The organism is Nocardia sp. NPDC052254, from assembly GCF_040679495.1.
GTDB lineage: Bacteria > Actinomycetota > Actinomycetes > Mycobacteriales > Mycobacteriaceae > Nocardia.
Map to the genome: position 1 here is coordinate 17637 of NZ_JBFAUW010000027.1, position 22042 is coordinate 39678.

Genomic DNA, 22042 nt, shown 5'->3' on the forward strand with positions numbered 1-22042 from the left:
CCGGCCCGCCGTCAACGCCCGGCGCGCTACGGGGCAGTCGTCTCCGGTTCGCCGAACCAGTGGGTAAGCGCTTCTCGCAGTGCTGTTCCCGCGGTCTCGGTGGGTTCGGCGACGGCCGCCGCCCAGGCGATATGAGCATCCGGGCGGATCAGCAGGGCATCGGCCGGTCGGTCATCGGCCTTGGCGGTGTGGACGTCGACGCGACCTCCCCACTCCCGGGCGATCTCGCGAAGCGCCGGGCAACCGCCCAGGTCGAGCAGGATGGGCCGGGCAGTGTGCAGTAGTTCCGCGACACCGGTCACGCCGTGGTCGGTACGCAGGGCGAGGTCGGCGGCGAAGGAGCCGGCCAGCGGGTGGTGGCCGGAACCGGGCATCGGGTAGCGGATATCGCTGCCGGCGACGAACGCTCCCATCCGGCGCAGCGCCTGCTCGTCGGTGAGCAGTTCGGAGAAGACCGCGCGCAGCGCCTCGCCGGCCGCGTCGTGTTCGCGCCGCAGCGCCACCTGGGCCCGGGTGTGCAGCATGGTCCGGGCACCGGCGAGATGCCGTTCGACGTGGTAGCTGTCCAGCAGGCCGGTCGGGGCCCAGCCCTGCAGGTCGGCAGCCAGCTTCCACGCCAGATTGACCGCGTCCAGCATGCCGGCGTTGAGAGCCACGCCGGTGGCGGGGAACAGGTGTGCCGCATCGCCCGCCAGCAGGATCCGTCCCGAGCGGTAGCGCTCGGCCTGGTGGGCCTTGAATGTGAAGCGCGACAACCGGATCGTCTCCGTCACCGGCAGGTGCGCACCGACCACCCGATGGATGCTGTCCTGTAGCTCGGTCAGTGACATCGGGACATCGTCGTCGTACTCGGCCTCGGTCTCGTCCTCGATCGTGTAGACGGAGACGGCCCGCGAGCCGGGTGCTGAGCCGACGCCGAGCAGACCCCGGTCGGTCCGGGTGAAACCGGCGCGGACCACACCGAAGCCGGGAACGTCGAGATCGCCGTCGTCGCGCACGGTGACCGTATCGGGCAGAGTGACCTGGGCCAGCCGATTGACCTCCGGGTAGGTATGGCCGGGGAAATCGATGCCGGCCAGATCCCGCACCCGGCTGCGGGCACCGTCGCAGCCCACGACGTAGCGGGCAGTCAGCCGGTACGGGCCGTCGGGGCCGCGGACATCCACGATCACCCCGGACGCGTCCTGGTCCAGCCCGAATACCTCGTGTCCGCGGCGGATCTCGACATCCAGCTCGTCCGCCCGCTCGTCGAGCAGCCCCTCGAGTTGCTGTTGCGGAAGCGGCAGGCTGCGCAATGGCGGATCCGCCATTGCGGTGAAGTCCAGATGTACTCCTCCGAATGGGAACCGGGGTGCCGGGTGCGGACCGGTGCAGGCCGCTTCGAAGCGTTCCAGCAGACCTCGACAGTGCAGCAGATCCAGGATCTGCCCGCCGAGTCCGCCGGCCTTCGGAGTATCCCGCCGCTGCTGCTTGCGCTCCAGCACCAGCGGCCGCACACCTGCCAGACGCAGTTCAGCGGCCAGCATGAGACCGGCTGGACCGGCCCCGACGATGATCACGTCGGTGTCGGCCGCGGCTTCGGGTGAATCATGTTGCGTCATGGAGATTGTCTTTCGATCGTGGGGTTGCGGATGTGCGGAGGTTCGAGGGTGCGGGTCAGTGCGCACTGTCGCCGGCCACCGTGGAGGTCGCGGTGTCGAGCATGCCGTCGAAGGCGTCGAGGACGGGAACGTGAAGGTAGGCGCTCTGTAGTCGAGTGCGGTCGGGGCCACCGGTGACGTGGCGGCGGGCGCGGCGCAGATCGACGAGGCCCGGTCCGACATCGGCGTCGGTGAACGAGGCTTCGATACTTCCTGGCTCGGGCCACCGCAGTGGGGTCGGTTCGACGGTGAAGCCGAAAGGCGCGTTCTCGTCGGGCAGCATATCCGCGGTGGTTCCCCGGGTGCTGGTCAGACCGAGGGCGAAATAGTCCTCCCCGAGGGCGCGGTCCAGATAGTGGCCCAGGGGGAATCCGGTCAGGTGCCCGTCGAAGGAGACCGGCGCCTTCTGGATGTGGGCGTTGTGGGCGACCAGGACGATGCGGGCTCCGGGGTCGCAGCGTTGCAGATGCCACAGGACCGAATCGGCCATATAGCTGTCCCGGGCCGAGGTGTCGGCCGGCAGCCCGGTTCCGGCGAAGAGATCGGCCATGGCCCGGAAACCGTAATCGGCGGCGGCCGCGGCCTCGAGATGTCGGCGGGCGATGTCGTAGCGGCCTCGATCGCCGCGCGACACGTACAGCGATTCGACGGCTCGGAAGCGGATGAGCAATCGCGCCAGGATCGCGGTGAGTGCGTCCTGATCCGCTGCCGGGAGGCGGGCCCATGCCGGTGCGGCCGAGGCCGCGGAGGCGCCCGCGAAGGTCGCGGCGATCCGCGTCGCCGCCTCGGCCGCCGGCAGCGTCTGCGGATCGACCTCGCGCAGATAGTCCGCGACCGGGCTCAGCGCGGGGAGCAGGGACCCGCCGGCAGCCGGGATATCGATCCCGGCGAAACGCACCGGCCTGGTGGTTGTGGCGTTGTGCCGGCGGACCCAGCGCAACGGCTCTTCGACTCCCACCGGGATCGTGCCGGCCAGATGTGCGGCCACTTCGTCGTCGTCGCCCGCGCCCTGTGCCCAGGCGTCGAGCGGGAAGCCCTCGGCGAAGCCGTATTCGAAGGCCAGGACGGTGAAGCCGCAGCGTTCGACCAGGAAACGCAGGATGCGCCGGCGCATCTGCTGGTACTCGATGATGAAGTGGGAGCTCTCGCCGATCGCGACGACCCGGGCTGCGCCGATGACCTCGCGCAGTGGCTCCAGGTCGTCGAGCGGGCCGTCGGGGTCGAGGTGTGTCAGTGGTACGGCATGATCGCGGAGCCAGTCGGCAAGTGCAGTGGGGGTGGGTGATTCGGGCATATTCCCTCGATTCGGGTGGAGCGTCGAATGATGGGTGCGGGGGCCGCGGCCACGCGATGGTGGCCGTGCGCTCATGCGGGAATCGCCTTCTCCAGGTCGTCGATGCCGCCCGACATGATCGTGCGGACGTGTTCGTCGATGTGCTCGATCGGCCAGTCCCACCAGGAGATGGCGAGCAGACGATCGACATCGGCCGCACCGTAGCGGTGGCGGATGAGGCGGGCCGGATTGCCGCCGACGATGCCGTAGTCCGGTACATCGGAGGTCACCACCGAACCGGCGGCGACGATCGCGCCGTGGCCGATCCGTACGCCCGGCATCACGGTGACGCCGTAGCCGATCCAGACGTCGTTGCCGACCACGGTGTCACCGCGATTGGGCAGATCGGTGAGCAGGTCGACATGCTGGGACCACGCGCCGCCCATGGTCGGGAACGGGAAGGTGGACGTTCCGTCCATGCGGTGGTTGGCGCCGTTCATGATGAACCGCACGCCCGTGGCGAGAGCACAGAACTTCCCGATGATCAGCTTCTCCGGGCCGTAGTGGTAGAGGACGTTGCGCGTTTCGAATGTGGTGGGATCGTCTGGATCGTCGTAGTAGGAGTACTCGCCGACCTCGATGAGCGGGGAGGTGACCAGGGGTTTCAGCAGGACGACTCGCGGGTGTCCGGGCATCGGATGCAGTGTGGCGGGGTCGGTGACAGGGAGTCGTTCGGGCACGGGGGGTCCGTTCTGTCGGTGCGTGATCGAAAGTTGTCGGTCGAGGATGAGGCAGCAACCGGGCGCAGAGATCAGGCCGTGGCCAGTGCGCGCATATCGAGCGTGGCACCGCGCCAGCGCTCGCGCAGGCGGCGATCGTGGCTGACCACCACCAGCGCACCTCGGTATTCGGCCAGCGCGGTCTCCAGCTCCTCGACGAGTCCGGGCGAGAGATGGTTGGTGGGCTCGTCCAGGAGCAGGAGCTCCGATGGTTCGCTGACCAGTCGTGCCAGTTCGAGCCGCTGCCGCTGCCCGGTGGACAGATTCTCCACCCGGTTGGTGAGCTGAGCGCGCGTGAACAGGCCCAGTGACAGCAGGCGTTCGGTGTGATCACCGGGCCGGCCCGGACGTCCCTGGGCGAAGGCGGTCAGCAATGTCTGGCCGGGGACCGCGGGCCGCGGTTCCTGCGCGAGATGACCGACTCGGCCGCGCCGGACCACTGTGCCGCCGTCGGGCGTGAGCTCATCGGCCAGCACCTGCAGCAGAGTCGACTTGCCCACGCCGTTCGGACCGGTGATCAGCAGTCGTTCACCCGCGCGCACCCGCACGCTCGTGGCCGAGAGCCGGCCGTCCATCGCGATACCGGTGGCGTCCAGGACAACTCCGTGTGCGCGTCCGGCATCGGGAACCGCTGTGAACCGCAACGGTTCCGGCGGTATCGGCACCGGATCGGCCAGCAGTCGCCGCAGCCGTTCCTCGGCATTGCGGACCCGGCCCGCCAGCGACTGCTGTACGCGCCCACCGGCCCGGTCGTAGGCCATCTTGTTGTTGTCCTTCATCGCCCGGCCCGGTGCGACCCGCCGTGCCGTGGTCGCGATGGTCTCGCGCAGCCGGTCGGTCTCGTCCTGCCAGTGCTGATGATCCTGGACCCAGCGGTGCCGCGCGGCCTCGCGTTCGGCGAGGAAGCCGCGATACCCGTTGCCGTGGCGCACCACGCAGCGGCGATCGGAATCCACCTCGAGCAGAGTGGTCGCCACCCGTTCGAGAAAGGTGCGGTCGTGCGAAACGGTCACCGTCGTCCCGCGCCGGGTGCGCAGATGATCCTCGAGCCAGGTGAGCGCGTCGTCGTCGAGATGGTTGGTCGGCTCGTCCAGCAGCAGCACCTCCGGTGCCGCGGCGAGGAGAGCGGCCAGTCGCAGCCGGACCTGTTCACCACCGGACAGCCCGCCGACCGCTCGGTCCCGCGCAACCACCCCCAGTCCGAGGCCGTGCAGCGCGCGCTCCACCCGGGCATCGGCGTCGTAACCGCCGCGCAGTTCGAAAACCGTTGCCAGGTCGGCGTATTCGCTCAGGTGGGATTCGTCGCCGGTGGACATCTCGATTTCGAGACGGCGCATCCGGTCTTCGATCCGGCGCAACTCGTGCAGCGACCGGTCGATGATCCGTTGAACACTCAGGTGCGCGGGAAGTCGCTCGTCCTGAGCGAGATAGCCGATGCCGCCCTCGGCGTGGACGACGATCTCACCCTGATCGGGCTGCTCGGATCCGGCGAACAGGCGCAGCAGTGTGCTCTTACCGGATCCGTTCTCGCCGATGATCCCGGTGCGCTCACCCGCCCCGAGTGAACAGGTGACCGCATCGAGAATCGTGCGGCCGTCGAAGGCCTTGCTGACCGCGAGCGCGGTGATCTGAGTGGGCACGAACTACCTCCGGAGCATTCGAGGACGACACGGTCAGGGGCGACCGCAGAGCCTGGGGAACGCTTCGGAAGAACATCAACCACCTCATTAATGCGACGAAAGTTGCTTTAGGATGATTGCACACCATGTCCCCGCGAGCAAGTGGATGATCAGATGAGTTCAGCACCGGACGGTTCGCCGCCCCGCACCCTGCACCCTGACCGGCGCCGGGAGCATCCGCGCACAGTCGCCGGGCCGCGATCGCGCCCCGGCGGCCGCACCGCCCGTATCCGGGACCAGGTCCTCGCCGCTGTACACGCGGAACTGACCGAAAACGGGTACGACGCACTGACCGTCGATACGGTGGCCGCCCGAGCCGGCGTGCACCGCACCACCGTCTATCGCCGCTGGCGTGATGTGGGCGGGTTGATCGCCGACGTCTTCGCCGCCGCCGCCGATCTGGACTGGTATCCGCGCGACACCGGTTCGCTGCGCGCCGATCTCGCGGAACTCAACCGTGAGATCAGGGACTCCTTCACCGAGGAATCGTCGATCGCGATGGCGCTGATCGCGGTCTCGTTCCGTTCGGAGGATGCGGCGCGCGCGTTGCGGCAGTTGTGGGAGGACCGCTACTCACAATGCGAGATCGTCGTCGCTCGCGCGATCGAGCGCGGTGAGATCCCGGCGGAGACCGATGCGCGCGCGTTGCTCGTCGCGGCGACGGCGCCGGTGTATCACCAGGTGGTGCTGCTGCGCACCGAAGCCGACCCGGAACAGGCGGCGGCGACGGCCGTGCTGGCCGCGCGGGCCGGTGCCTTCGTGTCCGATGACGGTGCCGAGCCGTAGATCCCACCGCTCCCTCGGGTGAGAAGTCCGGTGCCGCAGAGGGGCTAGGAAATCCCGGCGTAGAACTTCGCGATCGAGAAGAAGGCCGCTTTGGGTTCCCACGACATGTCCGGGTAGGTGGTTCCATGGTGCTCCTCGAGCACCTTGACTATGCCGAGACCGGCCAAGTCGAGGTCGTCTCGCGGGTCGCCGCCGGGGCGATGGGGGTAGTTGTGGAGTGCGAACAGAAAGACGAAAGCTGAGTCCACGCCTTCGCTGTCGAAGATCTCCAGCAGTTCGGTGAGATATGCGGCCTGTCCCGCCTCGTCGCGGATGTAGTCGCCCTTCACTCGGACCGGCGCCCCGGTGTCGTCGTACTCGACGATTTCCATGCTGCGCGGCGCGACATCGGGTGCACCGCGCCAGGTGGCACTGCCGAACCCTGTGACCGCCAACGGCTTTCCCGATGCGACCAGGGCGCGCACTCCGTCCCGGAAGCGGTCGGCGACCTCGGCGGAGCGGATCAGTTCGACCGATACGAAATCGAAAGGGGCCCAGTCGATCCGCTCGAACGGGATGGCGCAGTAGGTGAGCTTGCCGTGGAAATGCCGCCTGACCGCCGCCACCGCTTCCCGGAGGAATTCGTCCAGCCGGGCGCTGACCTCACGTATCCGCTCGTTGCGGCTGTCCGGATCGGCGAACAGGAAGCCGACGCGATCCATGGCGGTGTCTCCGGTCGAGAAGCCCCGGTTCATCAGCGTCAGCTCGACGCCGGTCACGAAGACGACCTCGGCCCCCGTGCGCCGGACCCGCTCGGCGCGCTGCGCGCAGTCGGTGAACAGGTCCAAGATCTGCTCGGCGGTCAGTTCCAGGGGATACGGCGAGAACCACACCTCGAGGCCCAGTTCCGCGGCGTGGCGGGCGGCGATTTCCAGCCGGTCGGGATCGCCGCCGGTGATCTGTACCGCCGTGCAGTGCAGATCGTCGCGGATGATGGTCAGCTCCCGTTCGACCACCGCGGGATCGAACCCGGCCCACGAGTTTCCGCCGTTTCGGACGAAGCCGGTGTCGTAGGTCATTCCCTTGCCTCGCATATGTGACCCCTTCGGTCGCGCGTGGATCGAATACGGCGCCAGGCTAATCATGAAATTGCGTGCACGCAATTTTGCGTGCACGCAACTATGGCAGGATGGTGTCGTGACGACGAAGGCGACGGGATTGCGTGAGCGCAAGAAGCAGGCCACCCGGGAAGCACTACGGGACGCGGCGCTGCGACTGGCCCTGGACAAAGGGCCGGACAATGTGCGAGTCGAGGACATCGCCGAGGCGGCCGGTGTTTCGCCGCGAACCTACAACAACTACTTCTCCAGCCGGGAGCATGCGATGGTCGACGGTGTCGTCGCGGACCGTGAGGCGCGGATCGCCACCGCGATAACGAGGCGGCCGAGCGGGATTCGTCTCGCCGATGCCGTCACCCAGGCAATCGTGGAGCAGTACGCCGATCCGGGTGAACAGCATCGCGACGCCCTGCTGCTGATCACCGCCCACCCGGTATTGCGCACGACCTTTCTCGCGGCGACCGATGCGATCACGCCCCCGCTCACCGATGCGATCGGTGCGCGGCTCGGTGGTGCCGACGACCTGACCGCACAAGTTCTCGCCGCCGCGGTGACCGCCGCCGTGCGGGTCGCTGTCGAGCAATGGCTGCAACCGGCCGGCGGGCTCCCGGGTTTCGTCATCACATCCGGATCGTTGTCCGACCGCCTCCGAGCCGCTCTGGCTCCGCTCGCCCCCGCGCTCGATGCGGCGGAAGCGGGTGCGTGATCACGGTTGAGGGCGGAATCCGTCGACCCTCGTCGATGCCTTTCCGGCGCGGACGGCCAGAACCGCTCCGGGGCCGGAATCAGGCCGAGTGTGCCCCTGGTACAGCCGGTGGTGATCGGTTCCAGACCCCAAGACAGCACAACGGTGTTGGCGCACCTCTCGATTCATCGTCCGCGGAAATCGGCTCGCGTGCAGCGCCCGACGTGTGGGGTTCCGACTATGTCGTCTGTTTTCCGCCGGAACGGTGGGCGGCGGATTTCTACCGTCGACATCATGAAACTCGACGTCGCGGATTCTCCGGTCCCGGTGCTCAGGACGCCCGTGGTGTGGTTCATGGCCGTCGCCGCCGCACTCGGCACCTCGAGTATCTATCTGTTGCAACCGGCCATCGGCGAGGTCGCCGGGGTACTGCACGTCTCGGTCGCGGCGGTCGGCACCGCGCTGGCCTGCGGGCCGGTCGGGTATGTGATCGGGCTGGCGCTGCTCGTGCCGCTGGTGGACCGATACCGGCCGGGCACGGTGGTGTCGATCCAGTTCGGTGTTCTGGCAGCCGCTTCGGCCGCCGCCGCGGTGGCCGGTTCGGCCTGGCTGCTCGGTGTGGTGGTGTGCCTGATCGGGGCGGCGTCGTCCATCGGTGCCCAATTGAGTTCGGTGGCGGGGAGATTCGCGCAACCACACCGGCGGGCGACCGTACTCGGGATCGTGACCTCCGGAATCTCGGCCGGAATTCTCGCCGGGCGAATCGTGGGCGGATGGCTGTCGAGCGTCATGGGGTGGCAGGAGATGTCGGTCGTGTTCGCCGCGGCGTGTGCGGTCATGGCGGTCGCCGCTCGCGTCGTCCTCCCCGCGGCGCCGGGAACCGCCACGGCGAGCTACCTGGCGACACTGCGCACAATGCCGGCACTGTATGCGCGGCATCCGATTCTGCGCCTGGCCGCGGGCCGGGGCAGCCTGTGGTTCTTCGCCTTCTGCGCGATCTGGGCGGGGCTCGCGGTCGCACTGTCCCAGCCGCCGTTCTCGTATTCGCCGCAGCGGATCGGTCTGTACGCGTTCGCGGGCCTGCTCGGTGTCGTGGCCACCCGCGTCTCCGGAGTGGCCACCGATCGGATCGGTGCGCGGCGGGTGATCCTGATCGGGCTGGTCGTGGCGGTCCTCAGCACGGCGATCCTGGCTGTGTCGCTGTCGAATACCGCGATCACCCTGCTGTGTCTCGGACTCTTCGACGCCGGGCTGTTCGCCGCCCAGGTCGCCAACCAGAGCACAGTGCTCGCGGTGGATCCCGCGGCACCGGCGCGTTTCAACAGTGCCTACATGATCGTGTACTTCATCGGTGGCAGTCTCGGCACCGCATTCGGCGCCGCCGCCGTCGGCTGGTTCGGTTGGGCCACAACGGTATCGCTGGTCGCGGCGACGATCATCGCCGCCGCGCTCATCACGGCCGGGGCGGGGCGGCGCGCTCGGCAGGTCATTTCACGCCCCCGGCGGTGAGACCGGCGACCAGGCGCTTCTCGATCAGCGCGAACAGCACCACCACCGGAACGATGCCCATCACCGAGACCGCGAAGACGTACTGCCAGGCGGTGTCGTACTGCCCGGTGAACTTCGTCAGTGCCACCGACAGTGGCTGATTCTCCGGAGTGGTCAGGATGACCAGGCTCGCGGCGTATTCGTTCCAGGCGGAGACGAAGGCGAAGATCGTGGCGGTGATCAGGCCGGGCCAGATCAGGGGCAGATCGACACGGAGCAGGATCTGCAGGCGGCTCGATCCGTCGAGTTGCGCGGCCTCTTCGATTTCGCGCGGGATCGAGGCGAAGAAACTGTGCAGGATCCAGACCGCGAAGGACAGATTGAACGCCGCGTTCACCAGGATCATGGCGAACCAGGTGTCGTTCACGCCCAGGGTGAGGAATTGCCGCATCAGCCCGGTCACGAGAACCGCGGGCTGCACCATCTGCGTGATCAGGACCAGGATCAAGAAGGCCGCGCGGCCCGGAAACCGGTGGCGCGCGGTGTGATAGGCGGCCGGAACCGCCACGGCGAGAACCACCAGTGTGGCGAGTATCGAAATCGCCAGTGTGCTCACGATATTGAACGGCAGCGGGATTTCCGGCGCATGCCACACGTCGATGTAGTTGCCGGGCCGCCAGTCGTGTGGGAGGTACGCCGGGGGAATGTGTGAGATCTCCGCCCGCGGCTTCAGTGATCCCACGAGCATCGTGAGATAGGGAATCAGGAACAGCAGTGCGACGACGATTCCCGCCGCGGTCAGATCCCAGCGGCGTCGCCTCGTCACGATCGTTCCTCCGTCGCCGGCCGGATCAGGGTGAGGTAGATGCCGATCACGATCGCGATCAGAATGAAGTTCAGTACGCTCAGCGCGGCGGCGGTGTCGAGCTGCTGATTCTGCCGAATCAGCTTGTAGGTCAATGTGGTTGTGGTGTCCGCGCCGAATCCGGCGATATTGCCGGTGAGTATCTGCAGAATCGGCAGCGAATTGAAGACATTGATGATGTTGATGACGGTGGCCACCGCGATCGCGGGCCGCAATTGCGGCAGGACCAGATGGCGATAACGTTGCCACGCCGAGGCGCCGTCGATACGGCCCGCTTCCACGACTTCCGGCGGAATCGTCTGCAGGCCGGCCAGAATCGTGTAGCTGGTGAACGGAATCGAGACGAATACCGCCACCCCGATCGCCACTCCGAATGCGGGCAGGGGCCGCTCGGTGAATCCGAAACCCCGGTCGAGGACACCGATATCGACCAGGAAGCGGTTGATCAGGCCGACCTCCGGATCCAGCAGATACCTGAACACCGTCGTGGTCATGACCACCGAGGCCGCCCAGGGCACGAGTATCGCCAGCCGGACCACGGTCCGGCCCGGAAAGTCCTTGGCGAGAAATTGTGCCAGTGCCGCCGAGAACACCAACGTGATCACCACGACCGCGGCCACCCACACCACGGTGTGCACCAGGATCGAGCCGAGTTCGGTGATGCCGAAGAGCCGGCGGAAATTGCCGAGCCCGGCGGATCCGCGATCGCTGCCGTAGGGGCTCAGATCGCGGGTGCTCGTCCAGATCATGTAACCAGTGGGAAAGGCGACGACGGCGGCGATCAGGATCAGCACCGGGCCGATCCAGGGCAGGGCGCGGCCGGTGGCCCGGACGCTCATCGTGGCGCCCGCGCGATCCGGTCGAGGACCTGTTCGGGGTCCGTGCCCTGGGCCACCGTGCCGATCTGCTGCCGGATCGCACCCTGTACCGCCGACCAGCCAGGATCCCCCGAGGGATAGAAGCGCGCGACCGGCAGGGTCGCCGCGAATGTGCGGGTGACCGGATCCTCGCTCAGTTCACGAGTGCCGCCGGCGGTGATCGGGATGAAATGTTCGGCGCCGACGAATGTCGAATACACCGCGGGAGAATAGAAATAGTCGAGGAATTGCCGGATCGCGTTCTGCTTGTTCCCGTGTTTGCGGAATGCCATCAGATGATCGGCGACGCCGAGCGTGACGGCGGCACCGGTCTTCGTGGGGGAGGGCGCGGTGGCGAAGCGCAGTCCGGGATTCTGCTTCGCGATCGTCTCCAGTACCGGCGGCAGTCCCTCGATCATGCCGATCCGGCCCTGCACGAACGCATTGATCACGTCCTTGCGATCGGTGGATCCCGGATTCGGCTGGGTGACACCGGATGTGGCGAGGTCGCGCATGGCCCGGACTCCTTCCAGATTGGCGGGGGTGGTGACCGTGATCCCGTGCCCGTCGGACCAGCTGCCGCCCGCGCCGAAGGTCCAGATGGAGGTTTCGCCCTGCGACTCCTCACTGCCCAGCGGCAGGCCGTAACCGGAGATCCCGCCGCCGAGTGCCTGGATGCGACGGGCGGCGTCCGACAGTTCGGACCAGGTCTTCGGTGGTGCCTCGACACCGGCGCGGGCGAACAGGTCGGTGTTGTAGAACAGCGTGCGCGTGGAGGCGAAAAGCGGCAGTGCCCACTGGGTTCCGTCGATCGAGGCATTGCGGGCGAACGACGGCGCGAGATCGGCCAGCGCCGCCGGGCCGACGATATCGCGGGCCGGATACAGCAGATCATCGGCCGCGAATCCGGCGTAGGCGTCGATATTCAGGATGTCGGGTGTCGTGGTGACCGATTGCAGATCGGTGCGCACCACATCGTTGATCGCATCCCAGGATTCGACCTGCAGATCCACCGTGACGGCGGGATTCTGCTGGCGAAATCCGGCGATGATCGCGGTCCATTCCGCCCGGGTGTTCTCGCTGTAGGCGGGCACGAGCAGCGCCAGCGCGTTCGGATTCGAATCGTCGCTGCTGCGGCCGCGGAATCCGCAGGCGGCGAGGGTCAGCACGACGGTGATCAGCAGCGCGAGTAAGGCGACGACGCCGCGCGGTGCACCGGTCACGAACCGAACCTCTCGATCTGTACTCCCGCCGCGTTGGCGCCGATACCGACGGACCGACCCTAATCGGCGATCCGGCCGGCCGTGTGCCTTCGCCGGGATCGTCCGCCCCCGGCCGCCGGATGATCTCGTGCGGCGACGATGATGTAATTGTGCTGTGAACGGGCCGACGTCCGCGCAGCGCGTGCCGACTCCATCCGCAGCTCCTGCGGTTGGTATGACCGCTGTGCCGCCGGCCGATCCGGTCTTGGCGGTGGATGTCGGCGGAACCACGATCAAGGCCGAAATCGTGGATGCGGCCGGACGGGTGCTCGCGGCCGAGACGGTGCCGACCCCGCGCGGTGCGCAGGCGTTCGACGCGGTGGCGGATCTGGGTGCCCGGCTCCTCGCCCGGGTGCCGGGCGTGGCGCGGGGTGCGGTTGTGCTGCCCGGCATCGTCGACCCGGAACGTTCGATCGCGGTGTTCAGCAGCAATATCGGATGGCGAGATGTGAAGCTGGGCCATCGATTCGACGAGTGCTGGGGATTCCCGGTGCTGATCGAGCACGATGTCGTGGTCGCGGGCTGGGCGGAATGGCGGTACGGGGCCGGCCGGGGCTGTGCCGATGTGGTGGTCCTGACGCTCGGCACCGGGATCAGCGGAACATTGTCGGTGGCCGGTCGTCTGGTGCGCGGCGGCACCGGTCAGGCCGGGGAGTACGGACACATCCCGGTACGCCGGCGAGCGGGGCGGCCGTGTCCGTGCGGAAATACCGGATGTGTGGAGACGGTGGCCTCGGGACCGGCGATCGCGCGCGCCTACGCCGAGCGGACCGGGCGTGAAACGGGCAGTACCGCAGATGTTTTCGCGCGCCTGCCGGATGATCCGGACGCGCGGGCGGTGATCGATGACGCCGTCGACGCGCTCGCCGAAGGTCTGACCGGCATCGTGACGGCGAGTTGCCCGGAGCTGATCGTGCTGGCCGGCGGCCTGGCCGGCGCCGGTGCCGTACTGGCGGATGGGCTGCGCGAACGGCTCTCCGAATTGCTGCGGGTGGTGCCGGCGCCGCGAGTGGTCCCCGGGAAGTTCGGTGCGCGTGCGGGATTGGTGGGCGCGGCCGGATTCGCGCGCGCGGGAGTGATCGAATGACGGCCGCCGAGGCATTCGCACTGCGTGGCCGGGTGGTCACCTCGACCGAGATCGTCGAGGACGCCGTGATCGAGGTGGCCGGTGATCGCATCCGCGCGGTGCGGCCGTTCGCGCAGTGGCGGCCGCCGCATGCCGGGGCCGCACCGCCGCCACATCGCGGAACCGTGCTGCCCGGCCTCGTCGACATCCATAATCACGGCGGATTCGGCCACCGATTCGACGACACCGATCCCGAATCGATCCGCGCGGCGGCACGGCAGCATCATCGGCACGGCTCCACCACACTGCTGGGCAGTATCGTCACCGCCGAGCCCGACGTCATGGTCGCGCAGACCGCCGCGCTGCGGCAGGCGGTCGCCACCGGGGACCTCGCGGGTATTCACATCGAGGGTCCATTTCTGTCCGAGAAGCGCTGCGGTGCACAGGATCCGCGATATCTGATCGATCCCGATCCCGCGTTGACGCATCGCTTGCTGGCCGCCGCGGACGGGCATCTTCGCGTCATGACATTGGCTCCGGAACGGCCCGGATTCGCCGCTGTCGCACAGATACTCGCCGAATCCGGTGTGGTCGTGGCACTGGGGCACAGCGACGCGGGGTACGAGCGGTTTCGCGATGCGCTGGCACCCGCGGGAGCCGCGGGTCTGGTCACCCATCTCGCCAATTGCCTGCCGCCGCTGCATCATCGCGATCCGGGGCCGATGGCGGCGGCGCTGGCGGCCGCGGCGGCGGGCGAGATCACGGTCGAGCTCATCGGCGACGGGGTGCACATCGAATCCGGTTTCGGTGCGATGGTTTTCGCGACGGCGCGCCATCGTGTGGCTCTGATCACCGATGCGATGCAGGCAGCGGGGTTGCCGGACGGCGAATATCGGCTGGGACCGCAGACCGTCCGGGTCTGCGGCGGTGTCGCCCGGGTTCCCACCGGCGCGCTGGCCGGGGGAACGGCCACCCTGCTGCGGTGCCTGCGCTGGGCAGTGTCCGACTGTGGCATCGGACTCGTCGATGCCGTACGGGCCGCCGCCACCACCCCCGCCGCGGTGATCGGAGCGACCGATGTCGGTGACCTTCGCGCGGGAATGCGCGCCGATGCCGTCGTGGTGAATTCCGATCTCGAGTTGCGCGCGGTGCTGCGACATGGACAGTGGGTGAGGTGATCCTCACCGTGACGCTCGACCCGGCCTACGACATGACCTATCGCGTCCAGAATTTCGAACCCGGCCGGGCACATCGCGTCACCGCGGTGGAACAGCGGGTCGGCGGCGCCGGTATCAATGTGGCGAGGGTGCTCAACCAGATCGGGAAGTACGCCCGGGCAACGGGTTTCGCCGACCATTCGTTTTCCGCGATCGCCGAGCGGGAACTGCCGGTGGACTTCGTGCACGCGTTGCCGTGGGTGCGGCGCACCGTGGTGATCAACGAATGCCGCGACGGCAGCGCGACCTCGCTGTGGGAGCCCGGCCCCAGCGTCACCACCCTCGACGCGGTGGATCAGCTGCTGGTCCGGGTCGGTGGGCTGATCGGCGAAACCAGTGGGCTGGTGATCTCGGGACCATTGCCGGGCGGGGTGCGCGATTCGGTTCCCGCGGAACTGGCCCGCCTGGCCCTGGACGCGGGCTTGCCGGTGGTCTGTGATGTCGCGGGCCCGGCATTGACGGCGGTGGCGGCGGTTCCCGGCATCGTGCTGATGCCCAGCTTGCGTGAACTCGAATGTCTGGCCGGATCGCGGCCGGAGACGACCGGAGAGGTGGCCGATGTGGCCCGGGTGCTGGTCGACGGGGGAGCGGGTGCGGTGCTGGTGACTCGCGGTGCCGACGGGATCGTCGCGGTCTCTCCCGACGGTGCCTGGTCGGCGTCGCTGCCGGAGCCGATGGTGGGCAATCCGACCGGGGCCGGTGATGCCGCGGCCGCCGCCGTGATCGCCGCCCTGTCGGCCGGCGCCGCCCCGGACTGGCCGGAGATTCTCACCGATGCGGTGGCGACCGCGGCCGCCGCCGTGGTCATGGCGGTTGCCGGGGAGATCGATCCGACGCTGCGGCGGCGGCTGGTCCCGGATGTGGTGATCGAGAAATTGCCGCTCGAACAGGGCGCCGAACAGGCCGGTCGGTCCTGACTTTTCCGGCACGCCGCATCCGCGCGGCGGTGCCGGCCCCCTGACGCGGTACATTTCGCACGCAGGCTTCTCGTTGTCGTCCGCGCCGCGGATGGTCATCGGCGCTCCGGTCTCCGGAAGAGGTGAGCTGATGCCCGACCGCGAATCCCTGCCCGATGCCGATTCCGATTCCGGCCCCGATTCCGATACCGCGCCCGCACCGGACGACTACCAGTCGTACCGGATGCCGTTCGGCGAGCCGATGTCCGAGCACACATCCGTGCCCGATGATCCCGATCCCGATTCCGGGCCCGATCCGGATCCCGCCGCCGATGCCGAGGCGGTCCCGGATACCGGCAAGGCGTATCGGATGCCGTTCCCGGTGCGCGCGGCGCAGGTGCTCGCGGTGGGCCTGGCGGTGATCGGCCTCGGCTGCGTGATCGGGGCGGGCTGGCTGTCGGGTTCACACGCGGCGCTGGTCACCGGATCGTCGTTCGTGGCGAGCTGGCTGCTGGGCCTGGTCGCGCTGACCTTCGGAGCGGAAGGCGGCGGTATCCGGGTCGCCGCGGTGCTGCTGGCGATACTCAACGGGTTGTGGACGGTGCCGTCGATCATCGTCGGACGCCCGCCGGGCTGGCTGGGACCCGCGGTGTCGATTCTGGTGATCGGCTTGCTGCTGCGGCGTTCGGCGCACGACTGGTTCGAGCCCTGAGTACTCAGGACACCGCGGCCCTGGGCTGGGGATAGCGCTGCGAGCCCGCCGTGCGGACCGCGAGCAGTTCGGCGGCGACGGACACCGCGTTCTCCATCGGGGTGCGGGCGCCGATATCGAATCCGGCAGGAGCGTGCAGGCGGGCCAGTGTTCCCGCGTCGAAGCCACCGGCCTGCAATGCCTCCAGGCGATGGCCGTTGGCGGAATGCGAGCCGAGCGCACCCAGATAACCCAGTGCGGGCAGTCGCAGGGCCACCGTCAGCAGCGGGATCTCGAATTTCGGATCCTGGGTCGCGGCGACGATCGCGGTGGTGCCGTCGATGGCCCCCGCCGCGGCCTGCGTGTTGAGGTAGCGATGCGGCCAGTCCACGACGACCTCGGCACCGGGAAACGCCGCCGACGCCGCGAAGGCCTCCCGCGGATCGCAGATGGTCACCCGATAGCCGAGCAGCCGCCCCTGGGTGGTCAGTGCCGCGGCGAAACTGTTGGCGCCGAAGATGATCAGACGTGGCGGTGCTGTGTGCGAGCAGACGAACACATCCGATTCCGGTAGTGAGACCAGCTCGGTGTTGTGCCGCCGATCGGTCACCAGATGCTGGCCGATCACCTCCGGATCGTTGTGCCACACCACCGTGAACACCGTGACCGGCCGATGCCGTGCGATCTCCGAGGCCACCGCCGCGAATTCCGGAAAGTGGTCGCGGGAGAACGGTTCCACGAACACATCGATGGTGCCGCAGTCGGATCCCACGTCGAATCCCGAGGTGGGATCGAAGCGTTGCAGCTCCCGCCGGCCGGTGCGCGCGGCGTCCACCGCGGCGTCGTAGACCGCCGCTTCGTAGCAGCCGTCGGAGATCGAACCGTGCACACCGCCGTCGGGGTCGATCAGCATCGCCGAACCCACCGGTAACCGGGAGTCTCCGAACGTGCGGACCAGAGTTGCCAGGGCGCCCGTACGGCCGCTGTGCCAGACCTGCATCAGGTCTTCGACAATGTCACGCATCACATGCTCCCGATCAGCGTGCACGAATGGGCGGGCCGTCGGACGTCACGTCCCGTCGCCAGAATCGTCACACGTGAGGGCCACGATAACCGCTGGAGGGCGCATCGTCGTGTCGGAGCGAAAACTTCGACGAACGGCACCGATCCCGGCCCGTATCCGGCTGTGAGATAGCACAATCGAATAACAGACCGGGAGTTTCGCTCGGGTGGTGTCAGGCGAAGAGGCCGCGAACGAACGGCAACGAATCCACCAGCGAGGCGTTGACGGTGCCGCTGTGATCGGTGGGATAGACCTTGAAGGTCAAAGGCTGCCGGTTGGCGGTCAGCACCCCGGCGTATCGCAGTGTCTCCGGCGTGATCACATCGGTGTCGCGCAGGCCCTGGCCCATGAAGAGCGGCTTGTCGAATCCGGATTCCGGCAGTCCGAGGTAGCCGGCCAGCAAACCGTGCAGATCCGGAACCTGGGACAACGGGCGGGTGAACAGATTGCCGATCACCACATTCGCCGCGTCCAGATCGTCACCGAGCGGCAGCAGGCATTCGTTCCGGGCGCGGTCGAGCCACTGGCGTCCGGAGTCGTTCAGGAACGACTCGACATCGATCTCCGGATGTGCGGTGCGCAAGCCGTTGAGGATGAAGAGCACGTACGCGGTGGTGTGCGGGCTGAGTTTCACCGGGGGCACACCCGGGCCGATCGGCATCAGGATGTCTTCGATGTACGCGGGGACGCCCGTGGCGACCGCGCCGCGGTAATCCAGATCCGATCCGCCGAATTCGGTCGCGTAGCGGGCGGTGGACACGGCCGCGCCGCCACCCTGTGACTGGCCGACCGCGACCCACTTGTGCGACAGCTGCGGATAGTGCCCGACCGCCGCGTGCACGGCGTCGACCACATTGTGTGCCTCCACGACGCCGTCGAGGTAGGGGTGTTCACCGGGAGTGCCGAGTCCGGCGTAGTCGGCGGCCACGATCGCATAGCCCTGTTTCAGCCAGGTGCCGAGATACGCCCAGTCGCGGTCCACATCGGCGGGGCCGGTGACGCTGTAGGCGCAGTCGTCACCGAGACCGACCGTGCCGTGTGCCCAGGCGACGACCGGCCAGCCCCCGGCCGGTGCCGGGCCCGGCGGGAAATAGACCGCGGCGCCGGCCACCGTCGGCTGGTCGCCGACCGTCGTGGTCGAGTAGAGGATCCGCTCGGAACCCACCGAACCCGGCAGGGTCGCCGCGGCGGACAGGGGGGCCGCCGATTGCACGGCCGCCGCGTCGGCGCTCGCGGTCGGTGCGGTGAGCACGCCGGCGGTCGTGGTCAGCATCAGGGCGCAGGCCAGGCCGGCGACAGAGTTCGAGAGTGTCCGCATCGTGTTCCTTTCGAGGCCGATCTCGCGGGCCGGATCGCGCGAGGGCACGGCGAACAGTGTGGCAGTCGGTGGTCGGGTCGCCGCGATGAGGCGAATCGTACGGAGGTCCCGGCTCGCCGGTCGCGGACACGCCTGCGCGCGGGGCGAGTGGTCCGGCGCACATCGAGGGCGACCGCCTCGAGTTGTGAACGTGATCACAGTCGCGAATGCGTGCTCCGGAAACGAGGCAGTGGTAGGGCTCACTGAAACAGTACGGGCGTTACGTAAAACCGCATGTCAGACCTACCCGTCAGTAGAAGAACGGCGCGCAATTAACAGGCAAATTTTGCAGACTTAGCAAACACTCCCGCAAAGCTAGCGGAGATTCACACTTGCAACAGGTAGACGGCAATTTTTAGTTGTGCCATCGTGTGGAAGTACAACCGATGGGCATAGCAACCCTGCAAATTGCCGCTCCAGCAGAGTTCGGACATCGCCCGGCTCGCACCAGCCAGGAGTCGTGAGCGCGCAAGTCCGAGCATGGGGCCCGACCGAACGAAGAAGTGGAGTCATCAGATGTCGAAGACCGGCACCCCGAAGACCGCTGCGGAGATCCAGAAGGACTGGGACACCAACCCCCGCTGGAAGGGCATCACCCGCGAGTACTCGGCCGATCAGGTCGTGAAGCTGCAGGGCAACGTCGTCGAAGAGCACACGCTCGCACGCCGGGGTGCCGAGATCCTCTGGGAGGGTGTCAACACCGAGGGCGACTACATCCACTCGCTCGGCGCTCTGACCGGTAACCAGGCCGTTCAGGCCGTGCGTGCCGGCCTGCGTGCCATCTACCTGTCCGGCTGGCAGGTCGCCGGTGACGCGAACCTGTCCGGGCACACCTACCCCGACCAGTCGCTGTACCCGGCCAACTCGGTGCCGTCGGTCGTGCGCCGCATCAACAACGCGCTGCTGCGCGCCGACGAGATCGCCAAGGTCGAGGGTGACACCTCGGTCGACAACTGGGTCGTGCCGATCGTCGCCGACGGTGAGGCCGGCTTCGGTGGCGCGCTGAACGTCTACGAGCTGCAGAAGGCCATGATCGCCGCGGGTGCCGCCGGTACCCACTGGGAGGACCAGCTGGCCTCGGAGAAGAAGTGCGGCCACCTCGGTGGCAAGGTGCTGATCCCCACCCAGCAGCACATCCGCACCCTGACCTCCGCGCGTCTGGCCGCTGACGTCGCCGACACCCCGACCGTCGTCATCGCCCGCACCGACGCCGAGGCCGCCACCCTGATCACCTCGGACGTCGACGAGCGCGACCGTCCGTTCATCACCGGTGAGCGCACCTCCGAGGGCTTCTACCACGTCAAGAACGGCATCGAGCCCTGCATCGCGCGTGCCAAGGCCTACGCCCCGTACTCCGACCTGATCTGGATGGAGACCGGTATCCCGGACCTCGAGGTCGCGCGGAAGTTCGCCGAGGGCGTCAAGTCCGAGTTCCCGGACCAGCTGCTGGCCTACAACTGCTCGCCGTCGTTCAACTGGAAGGCGCACCTGGACGACGCCACCATCGCGAAGTTCCAGCGCGAGCTGGCCGCGATGGGCTTCAAGTTCCAGTTCATCACCCTGGCGGGCTTCCACTCGCTCAACTACGCGGCCTTCGACCTGGCCTACGGCTACGCCCGCGAGGGCATGACCGCCTTCGTCGACCTGCAGGAGCGCGAGTTCAAGGCCGCCGCCGAGCGTGGCTTCACCGCCGTCAAGCACCAGCGTGAGGTCGGTGCCGGCTACTTCGACACCATCGCCACCACCGTGGACCCCAACACCTCCACCGCGGCGCTGAAGGGCTCCACCGAAGAGGGCCAGTTCCACTGAAATTTGGCCGAGGCTCCGCCTCGGCGGTGTGAGGCCTATTAACCTCCGCGTTCGGCACCCGTCGCTTGCTCCTTCGTCGCGTACGCGACGGGCACCGAACGCGGAGGCGGCCTCACACGATGGCGGCTTGCGAGGGTGTGCGTTTCGCACGGAATCGCTTTTCACCATCACCCGACATGGGCCCTCCTGCAACGAGGACCCGTAGCCCTTCCCGTCGAACAGCCCCGGCGGGGAGGGCTCTTCCCTTAGAACACCGATATTTGACGAAGTGCCCGTCAAAATTCGATACGAGACAACTGATTTCGTAAGAACATGGGTAACTCGTCGGGTACCCCCAGAACCGATTCGGCACCCGACGCAACAACGGATGCACGACCCACCGCGGCACTTAGCCGCCCGCAAAATATCCGGAGAGGCGGAACTGTGAAGATTCAGCGCGTTGGGATCATCGGCGCGGGACAGATGGGCGCCGGAATCGCCGAGGTCTGTGCCCGGGCGCATGTCGATGTGCTCGTGTTCGAACAGACCCGGGAACTGGCCGCCGCCGGCCGCGCCCGCATTCTGCGGTCCCTGGATCGCGGTGTGAGCAGTGGCAAGATCACCGAGCGCGAGCGCGAGCAGACCGCGTGGCGACTGCGGTTCACCTCCGATCTCGGTGACTTCGCCGACCGGCAGCTGGTCGTCGAGGCCGTCGTCGAGAACGAGGACGTCAAGACCGCCATCTTCAGCGAGCTCGACAAGGTCGTCACCGACCCGGACGCCGTACTGGCCTCCAACACCTCCTCGATTCCGATCATGAAGATCGCCGTGGCCACCAACAACCCCGAGCGGGTCGTGGGCATGCACTTCTTCAACCCGGTTCCGGTGCTGCCGCTGGTCGAACTGGTCACCACGCTCAAGACCAGTGAAGCCGTGTCCGCGCGGGCCGAAGCCTTCGCCGGTGAGGTCCTCGGCAAGCAGGTCGTGCGCTCCGCCGACCGCTCCGGTTTCGTGGTCAACGCACTGCTCGTGCCGTACCTGCTCTCGGCGATCCGCATGGTGGAATCCGGTTTCGCCACAAAGGAAGACGTCGACAAGGCCATGGTGCTCGGCTGCGCGCACCCGATGGGACCCCTGGCCCTGACCGACCTCGTGGGGCTGGACACGGTCAAGTCCATCGCCGACTCGATGTACACCGAGTTCAAGGAGCCGCTCTACTCGGCGCCGCCGCTGCTGATGCGCATGGTCGAGGCGGGGTTGCTGGGCAAGAAGTCGGGCGCCGGCTTCTACCAGTACAACAACCGGTAGTCGGCGGGCGAGCAGGGTGGCTTGCTCTCCGGCGGGACCTCTGGGTCCGGCGACTGTGCCACCCGACGCGCCCGGCCCGCACGGAACGCCGTACCCGCAAACCCACCCGCACGGCACCCCCCCCGCAATGGTGACCCTGCCCGCCTGACACAACCCGGCACGCATGAAGCGTTCCCGGGACAGACACACCCGGGAGGGTTGGCGGCCGTCTCGCCGTTCGGGTGCCGCTGCGCAAGCGACGAAGG

General features: G+C 67.8%; 19 protein-coding genes. 9 read left to right on the plus strand and 10 right to left on the minus strand.

Annotation, left to right across the window (positions count from 1 at the left end; all coding sequences use genetic code 11):
- Positions 1-26 precede the first annotated feature (26 nt).
- The 4 genes from AB0L57_RS32435 to abc-f all read right to left on the minus strand — a co-directional run bounded on the left by AB0L57_RS32435 (position 27) and on the right by abc-f (position 5332).
- On the minus strand, positions 27-1601 hold the full coding sequence (locus AB0L57_RS32435; RefSeq protein ID WP_364970566.1) for an FAD-dependent monooxygenase: 1575 nt from the start codon (positions 1599-1601) through the stop codon (positions 27-29).
- A gap of 55 nt (positions 1602-1656) precedes the next feature.
- The gene (locus AB0L57_RS32440) at positions 1657-2934 is read right to left on the minus strand and encodes an erythromycin esterase family protein (protein WP_364970569.1); all 1278 of its coding nucleotides are present in this window, start codon (positions 2932-2934) and stop codon (positions 1657-1659) included.
- Positions 2935-3005: 71 nt separating this feature from the next.
- Positions 3006-3608, minus strand: a complete 603-nt coding sequence (locus AB0L57_RS32445) for a CatB-related O-acetyltransferase (RefSeq protein WP_364970572.1) — start codon at positions 3606-3608, stop codon at positions 3006-3008.
- 116 nt (positions 3609-3724) lie between these two features.
- The gene (gene abc-f / locus AB0L57_RS32450; RefSeq protein ID WP_364970574.1) at positions 3725-5332 is read right to left on the minus strand and encodes a ribosomal protection-like ABC-F family protein; all 1608 of its coding nucleotides are present in this window, start codon (positions 5330-5332) and stop codon (positions 3725-3727) included.
- A gap of 153 nt (positions 5333-5485) precedes the next feature.
- Here abc-f and AB0L57_RS32455 point away from each other — a divergent pair, with 153 nt between their 5' ends.
- Complete coding sequence (locus tag AB0L57_RS32455) at positions 5486-6157, plus strand: TetR/AcrR family transcriptional regulator (protein ID WP_364970577.1); 672 nt, start codon at positions 5486-5488, stop codon at positions 6155-6157.
- Positions 6158-6201: 44 nt separating this feature from the next.
- On the opposite strand, the gene AB0L57_RS32460 is transcribed toward AB0L57_RS32455, so the two are convergent.
- On the minus strand, positions 6202-7368 hold the full coding sequence (locus AB0L57_RS32460; RefSeq protein WP_364970579.1) for a hypothetical protein: 1167 nt from the start codon (positions 7366-7368) through the stop codon (positions 6202-6204).
- On the opposite strand from AB0L57_RS32460, the gene AB0L57_RS32465 reads away from it, so the two are divergent.
- A complete protein-coding gene (locus AB0L57_RS32465; RefSeq protein WP_364970582.1) occupies positions 7334-7960 on the plus strand; it encodes a TetR/AcrR family transcriptional regulator in 627 nt (208 codons plus the stop codon). The two genes, AB0L57_RS32460 and AB0L57_RS32465, sit on opposite strands and share 35 nt — an antisense overlap.
- A gap of 273 nt (positions 7961-8233) precedes the next feature.
- Entirely contained in the window at positions 8234-9448 is a 1215-nt protein-coding gene (locus AB0L57_RS32470) for an MFS transporter (RefSeq protein WP_364970585.1), read from the plus strand.
- Here AB0L57_RS32470 and AB0L57_RS32475 read toward each other — a convergent pair.
- Genes AB0L57_RS32475 through AB0L57_RS32485 form a run of 3 tightly spaced genes read right to left on the minus strand, consistent with a single transcriptional unit; the run spans position 9426 to position 12372 of the window.
- Positions 9426-10253, minus strand: coding sequence for a carbohydrate ABC transporter permease (locus AB0L57_RS32475; protein ID WP_364970587.1), 828 nt, complete (start codon positions 10251-10253; stop codon positions 9426-9428). The genes AB0L57_RS32470 and AB0L57_RS32475 overlap by 23 nt on opposite strands.
- Positions 10250-11131: a sugar ABC transporter permease gene (locus tag AB0L57_RS32480; RefSeq protein WP_364970590.1), complete on the minus strand. Its 882-nt coding sequence runs from the start codon at positions 11129-11131 to the stop codon at positions 10250-10252. The genes AB0L57_RS32475 and AB0L57_RS32480 overlap by 4 nt, the downstream gene beginning before the upstream one ends.
- The gene (locus AB0L57_RS32485) at positions 11128-12372 is read right to left on the minus strand and encodes an extracellular solute-binding protein (RefSeq protein ID WP_364970592.1); all 1245 of its coding nucleotides are present in this window, start codon (positions 12370-12372) and stop codon (positions 11128-11130) included. The genes AB0L57_RS32480 and AB0L57_RS32485 overlap by 4 nt, the downstream gene beginning before the upstream one ends.
- 214 nt (positions 12373-12586) lie before the next feature.
- Here AB0L57_RS32485 and AB0L57_RS32490 point away from each other — a divergent pair, with 214 nt between their 5' ends.
- The 4 genes from AB0L57_RS32490 to AB0L57_RS32505 all read left to right on the plus strand — a co-directional run bounded on the left by AB0L57_RS32490 (position 12587) and on the right by AB0L57_RS32505 (position 16302).
- A complete protein-coding gene (locus AB0L57_RS32490) occupies positions 12587-13498 on the plus strand; it encodes an ROK family protein (protein ID WP_364970595.1) in 912 nt (303 codons plus the stop codon).
- The gene (gene nagA / locus AB0L57_RS32495) at positions 13495-14655 is read left to right on the plus strand and encodes an N-acetylglucosamine-6-phosphate deacetylase (RefSeq protein ID WP_364970598.1); all 1161 of its coding nucleotides are present in this window, start codon (positions 13495-13497) and stop codon (positions 14653-14655) included. Before AB0L57_RS32490 ends, nagA begins: the two co-directional genes overlap by 4 nt.
- On the plus strand, positions 14652-15611 hold the full coding sequence (locus AB0L57_RS32500; protein ID WP_364970600.1) for a hexose kinase: 960 nt from the start codon (positions 14652-14654) through the stop codon (positions 15609-15611). The genes nagA and AB0L57_RS32500 overlap by 4 nt, the downstream gene beginning before the upstream one ends.
- A 130-nt stretch (positions 15612-15741) precedes the next feature.
- The gene (locus AB0L57_RS32505) at positions 15742-16302 is read left to right on the plus strand and encodes a hypothetical protein (RefSeq protein ID WP_364970603.1); all 561 of its coding nucleotides are present in this window, start codon (positions 15742-15744) and stop codon (positions 16300-16302) included.
- Positions 16303-16306: 4 nt separating this feature from the next.
- Here AB0L57_RS32505 and AB0L57_RS32510 read toward each other — a convergent pair whose 3' ends face one another.
- Together AB0L57_RS32510 and AB0L57_RS32515 are read right to left on the minus strand one after the other, a co-directional pair.
- The gene (locus AB0L57_RS32510; protein WP_364970606.1) at positions 16307-17305 is read right to left on the minus strand and encodes an XdhC family protein; all 999 of its coding nucleotides are present in this window, start codon (positions 17303-17305) and stop codon (positions 16307-16309) included.
- 211 nt (positions 17306-17516) lie between these two features.
- Positions 17517-18662 (minus strand): lipase family protein, encoded by a 1146-nt coding sequence (locus AB0L57_RS32515; protein ID WP_364970608.1) that lies wholly within the window; start codon positions 18660-18662, stop codon positions 17517-17519.
- Between the two features lie 555 nt (positions 18663-19217).
- On the opposite strand from AB0L57_RS32515, the gene aceA reads away from it, so the two are divergent.
- Positions 19218-20510, plus strand: a complete 1293-nt coding sequence (gene aceA, locus AB0L57_RS32520; RefSeq protein WP_364970610.1) for an isocitrate lyase — start codon at positions 19218-19220, stop codon at positions 20508-20510.
- A 423-nt stretch (positions 20511-20933) separates the two neighbouring features.
- Positions 20934-21797: a 3-hydroxybutyryl-CoA dehydrogenase gene (locus tag AB0L57_RS32525; RefSeq protein ID WP_364970613.1), complete on the plus strand. Its 864-nt coding sequence runs from the start codon at positions 20934-20936 to the stop codon at positions 21795-21797.
- The last annotated feature ends 245 nt before the right edge of the window (positions 21798-22042 follow it).

What these genes read in the sequence shown, in the direction of transcription:
- AB0L57_RS32435 (WP_364970566.1), bottom strand. Translation starts at nt 1,601, where the DNA reads ATGACGCAACATGATTCACCCGAAGCCGCGGCCGACACCGACGTGATC.
- AB0L57_RS32440 (WP_364970569.1), bottom strand. Translation starts at nt 2,934, where the DNA reads ATGCCCGAATCACCCACCCCCACTGCACTTGCCGACTGGCTCCGCGAT.
- AB0L57_RS32445 (WP_364970572.1), bottom strand. Translation starts at nt 3,608, where the DNA reads ATGCCCGGACACCCGCGAGTCGTCCTGCTGAAACCCCTGGTCACCTCC.
- AB0L57_RS32455 (WP_364970577.1), top strand. Translation starts at nt 5,486, where the DNA reads ATGAGTTCAGCACCGGACGGTTCGCCGCCCCGCACCCTGCACCCTGAC.
- AB0L57_RS32470 (WP_364970585.1), top strand. Translation starts at nt 8,234, where the DNA reads ATGAAACTCGACGTCGCGGATTCTCCGGTCCCGGTGCTCAGGACGCCC.
- AB0L57_RS32480 (WP_364970590.1), bottom strand. Translation starts at nt 11,131, where the DNA reads ATGAGCGTCCGGGCCACCGGCCGCGCCCTGCCCTGGATCGGCCCGGTG.
- AB0L57_RS32490 (WP_364970595.1), top strand. Translation starts at nt 12,587, where the DNA reads ATGACCGCTGTGCCGCCGGCCGATCCGGTCTTGGCGGTGGATGTCGGC.
- nagA (WP_364970598.1), top strand. Translation starts at nt 13,495, where the DNA reads ATGACGGCCGCCGAGGCATTCGCACTGCGTGGCCGGGTGGTCACCTCG.
- AB0L57_RS32505 (WP_364970603.1), top strand. Translation starts at nt 15,742, where the DNA reads ATGCCCGACCGCGAATCCCTGCCCGATGCCGATTCCGATTCCGGCCCC.
- AB0L57_RS32510 (WP_364970606.1), bottom strand. Translation starts at nt 17,305, where the DNA reads ATGCGTGACATTGTCGAAGACCTGATGCAGGTCTGGCACAGCGGCCGT.
- AB0L57_RS32515 (WP_364970608.1), bottom strand. Translation starts at nt 18,662, where the DNA reads ATGCGGACACTCTCGAACTCTGTCGCCGGCCTGGCCTGCGCCCTGATG.
- aceA (WP_364970610.1), top strand. Translation starts at nt 19,218, where the DNA reads ATGTCGAAGACCGGCACCCCGAAGACCGCTGCGGAGATCCAGAAGGAC.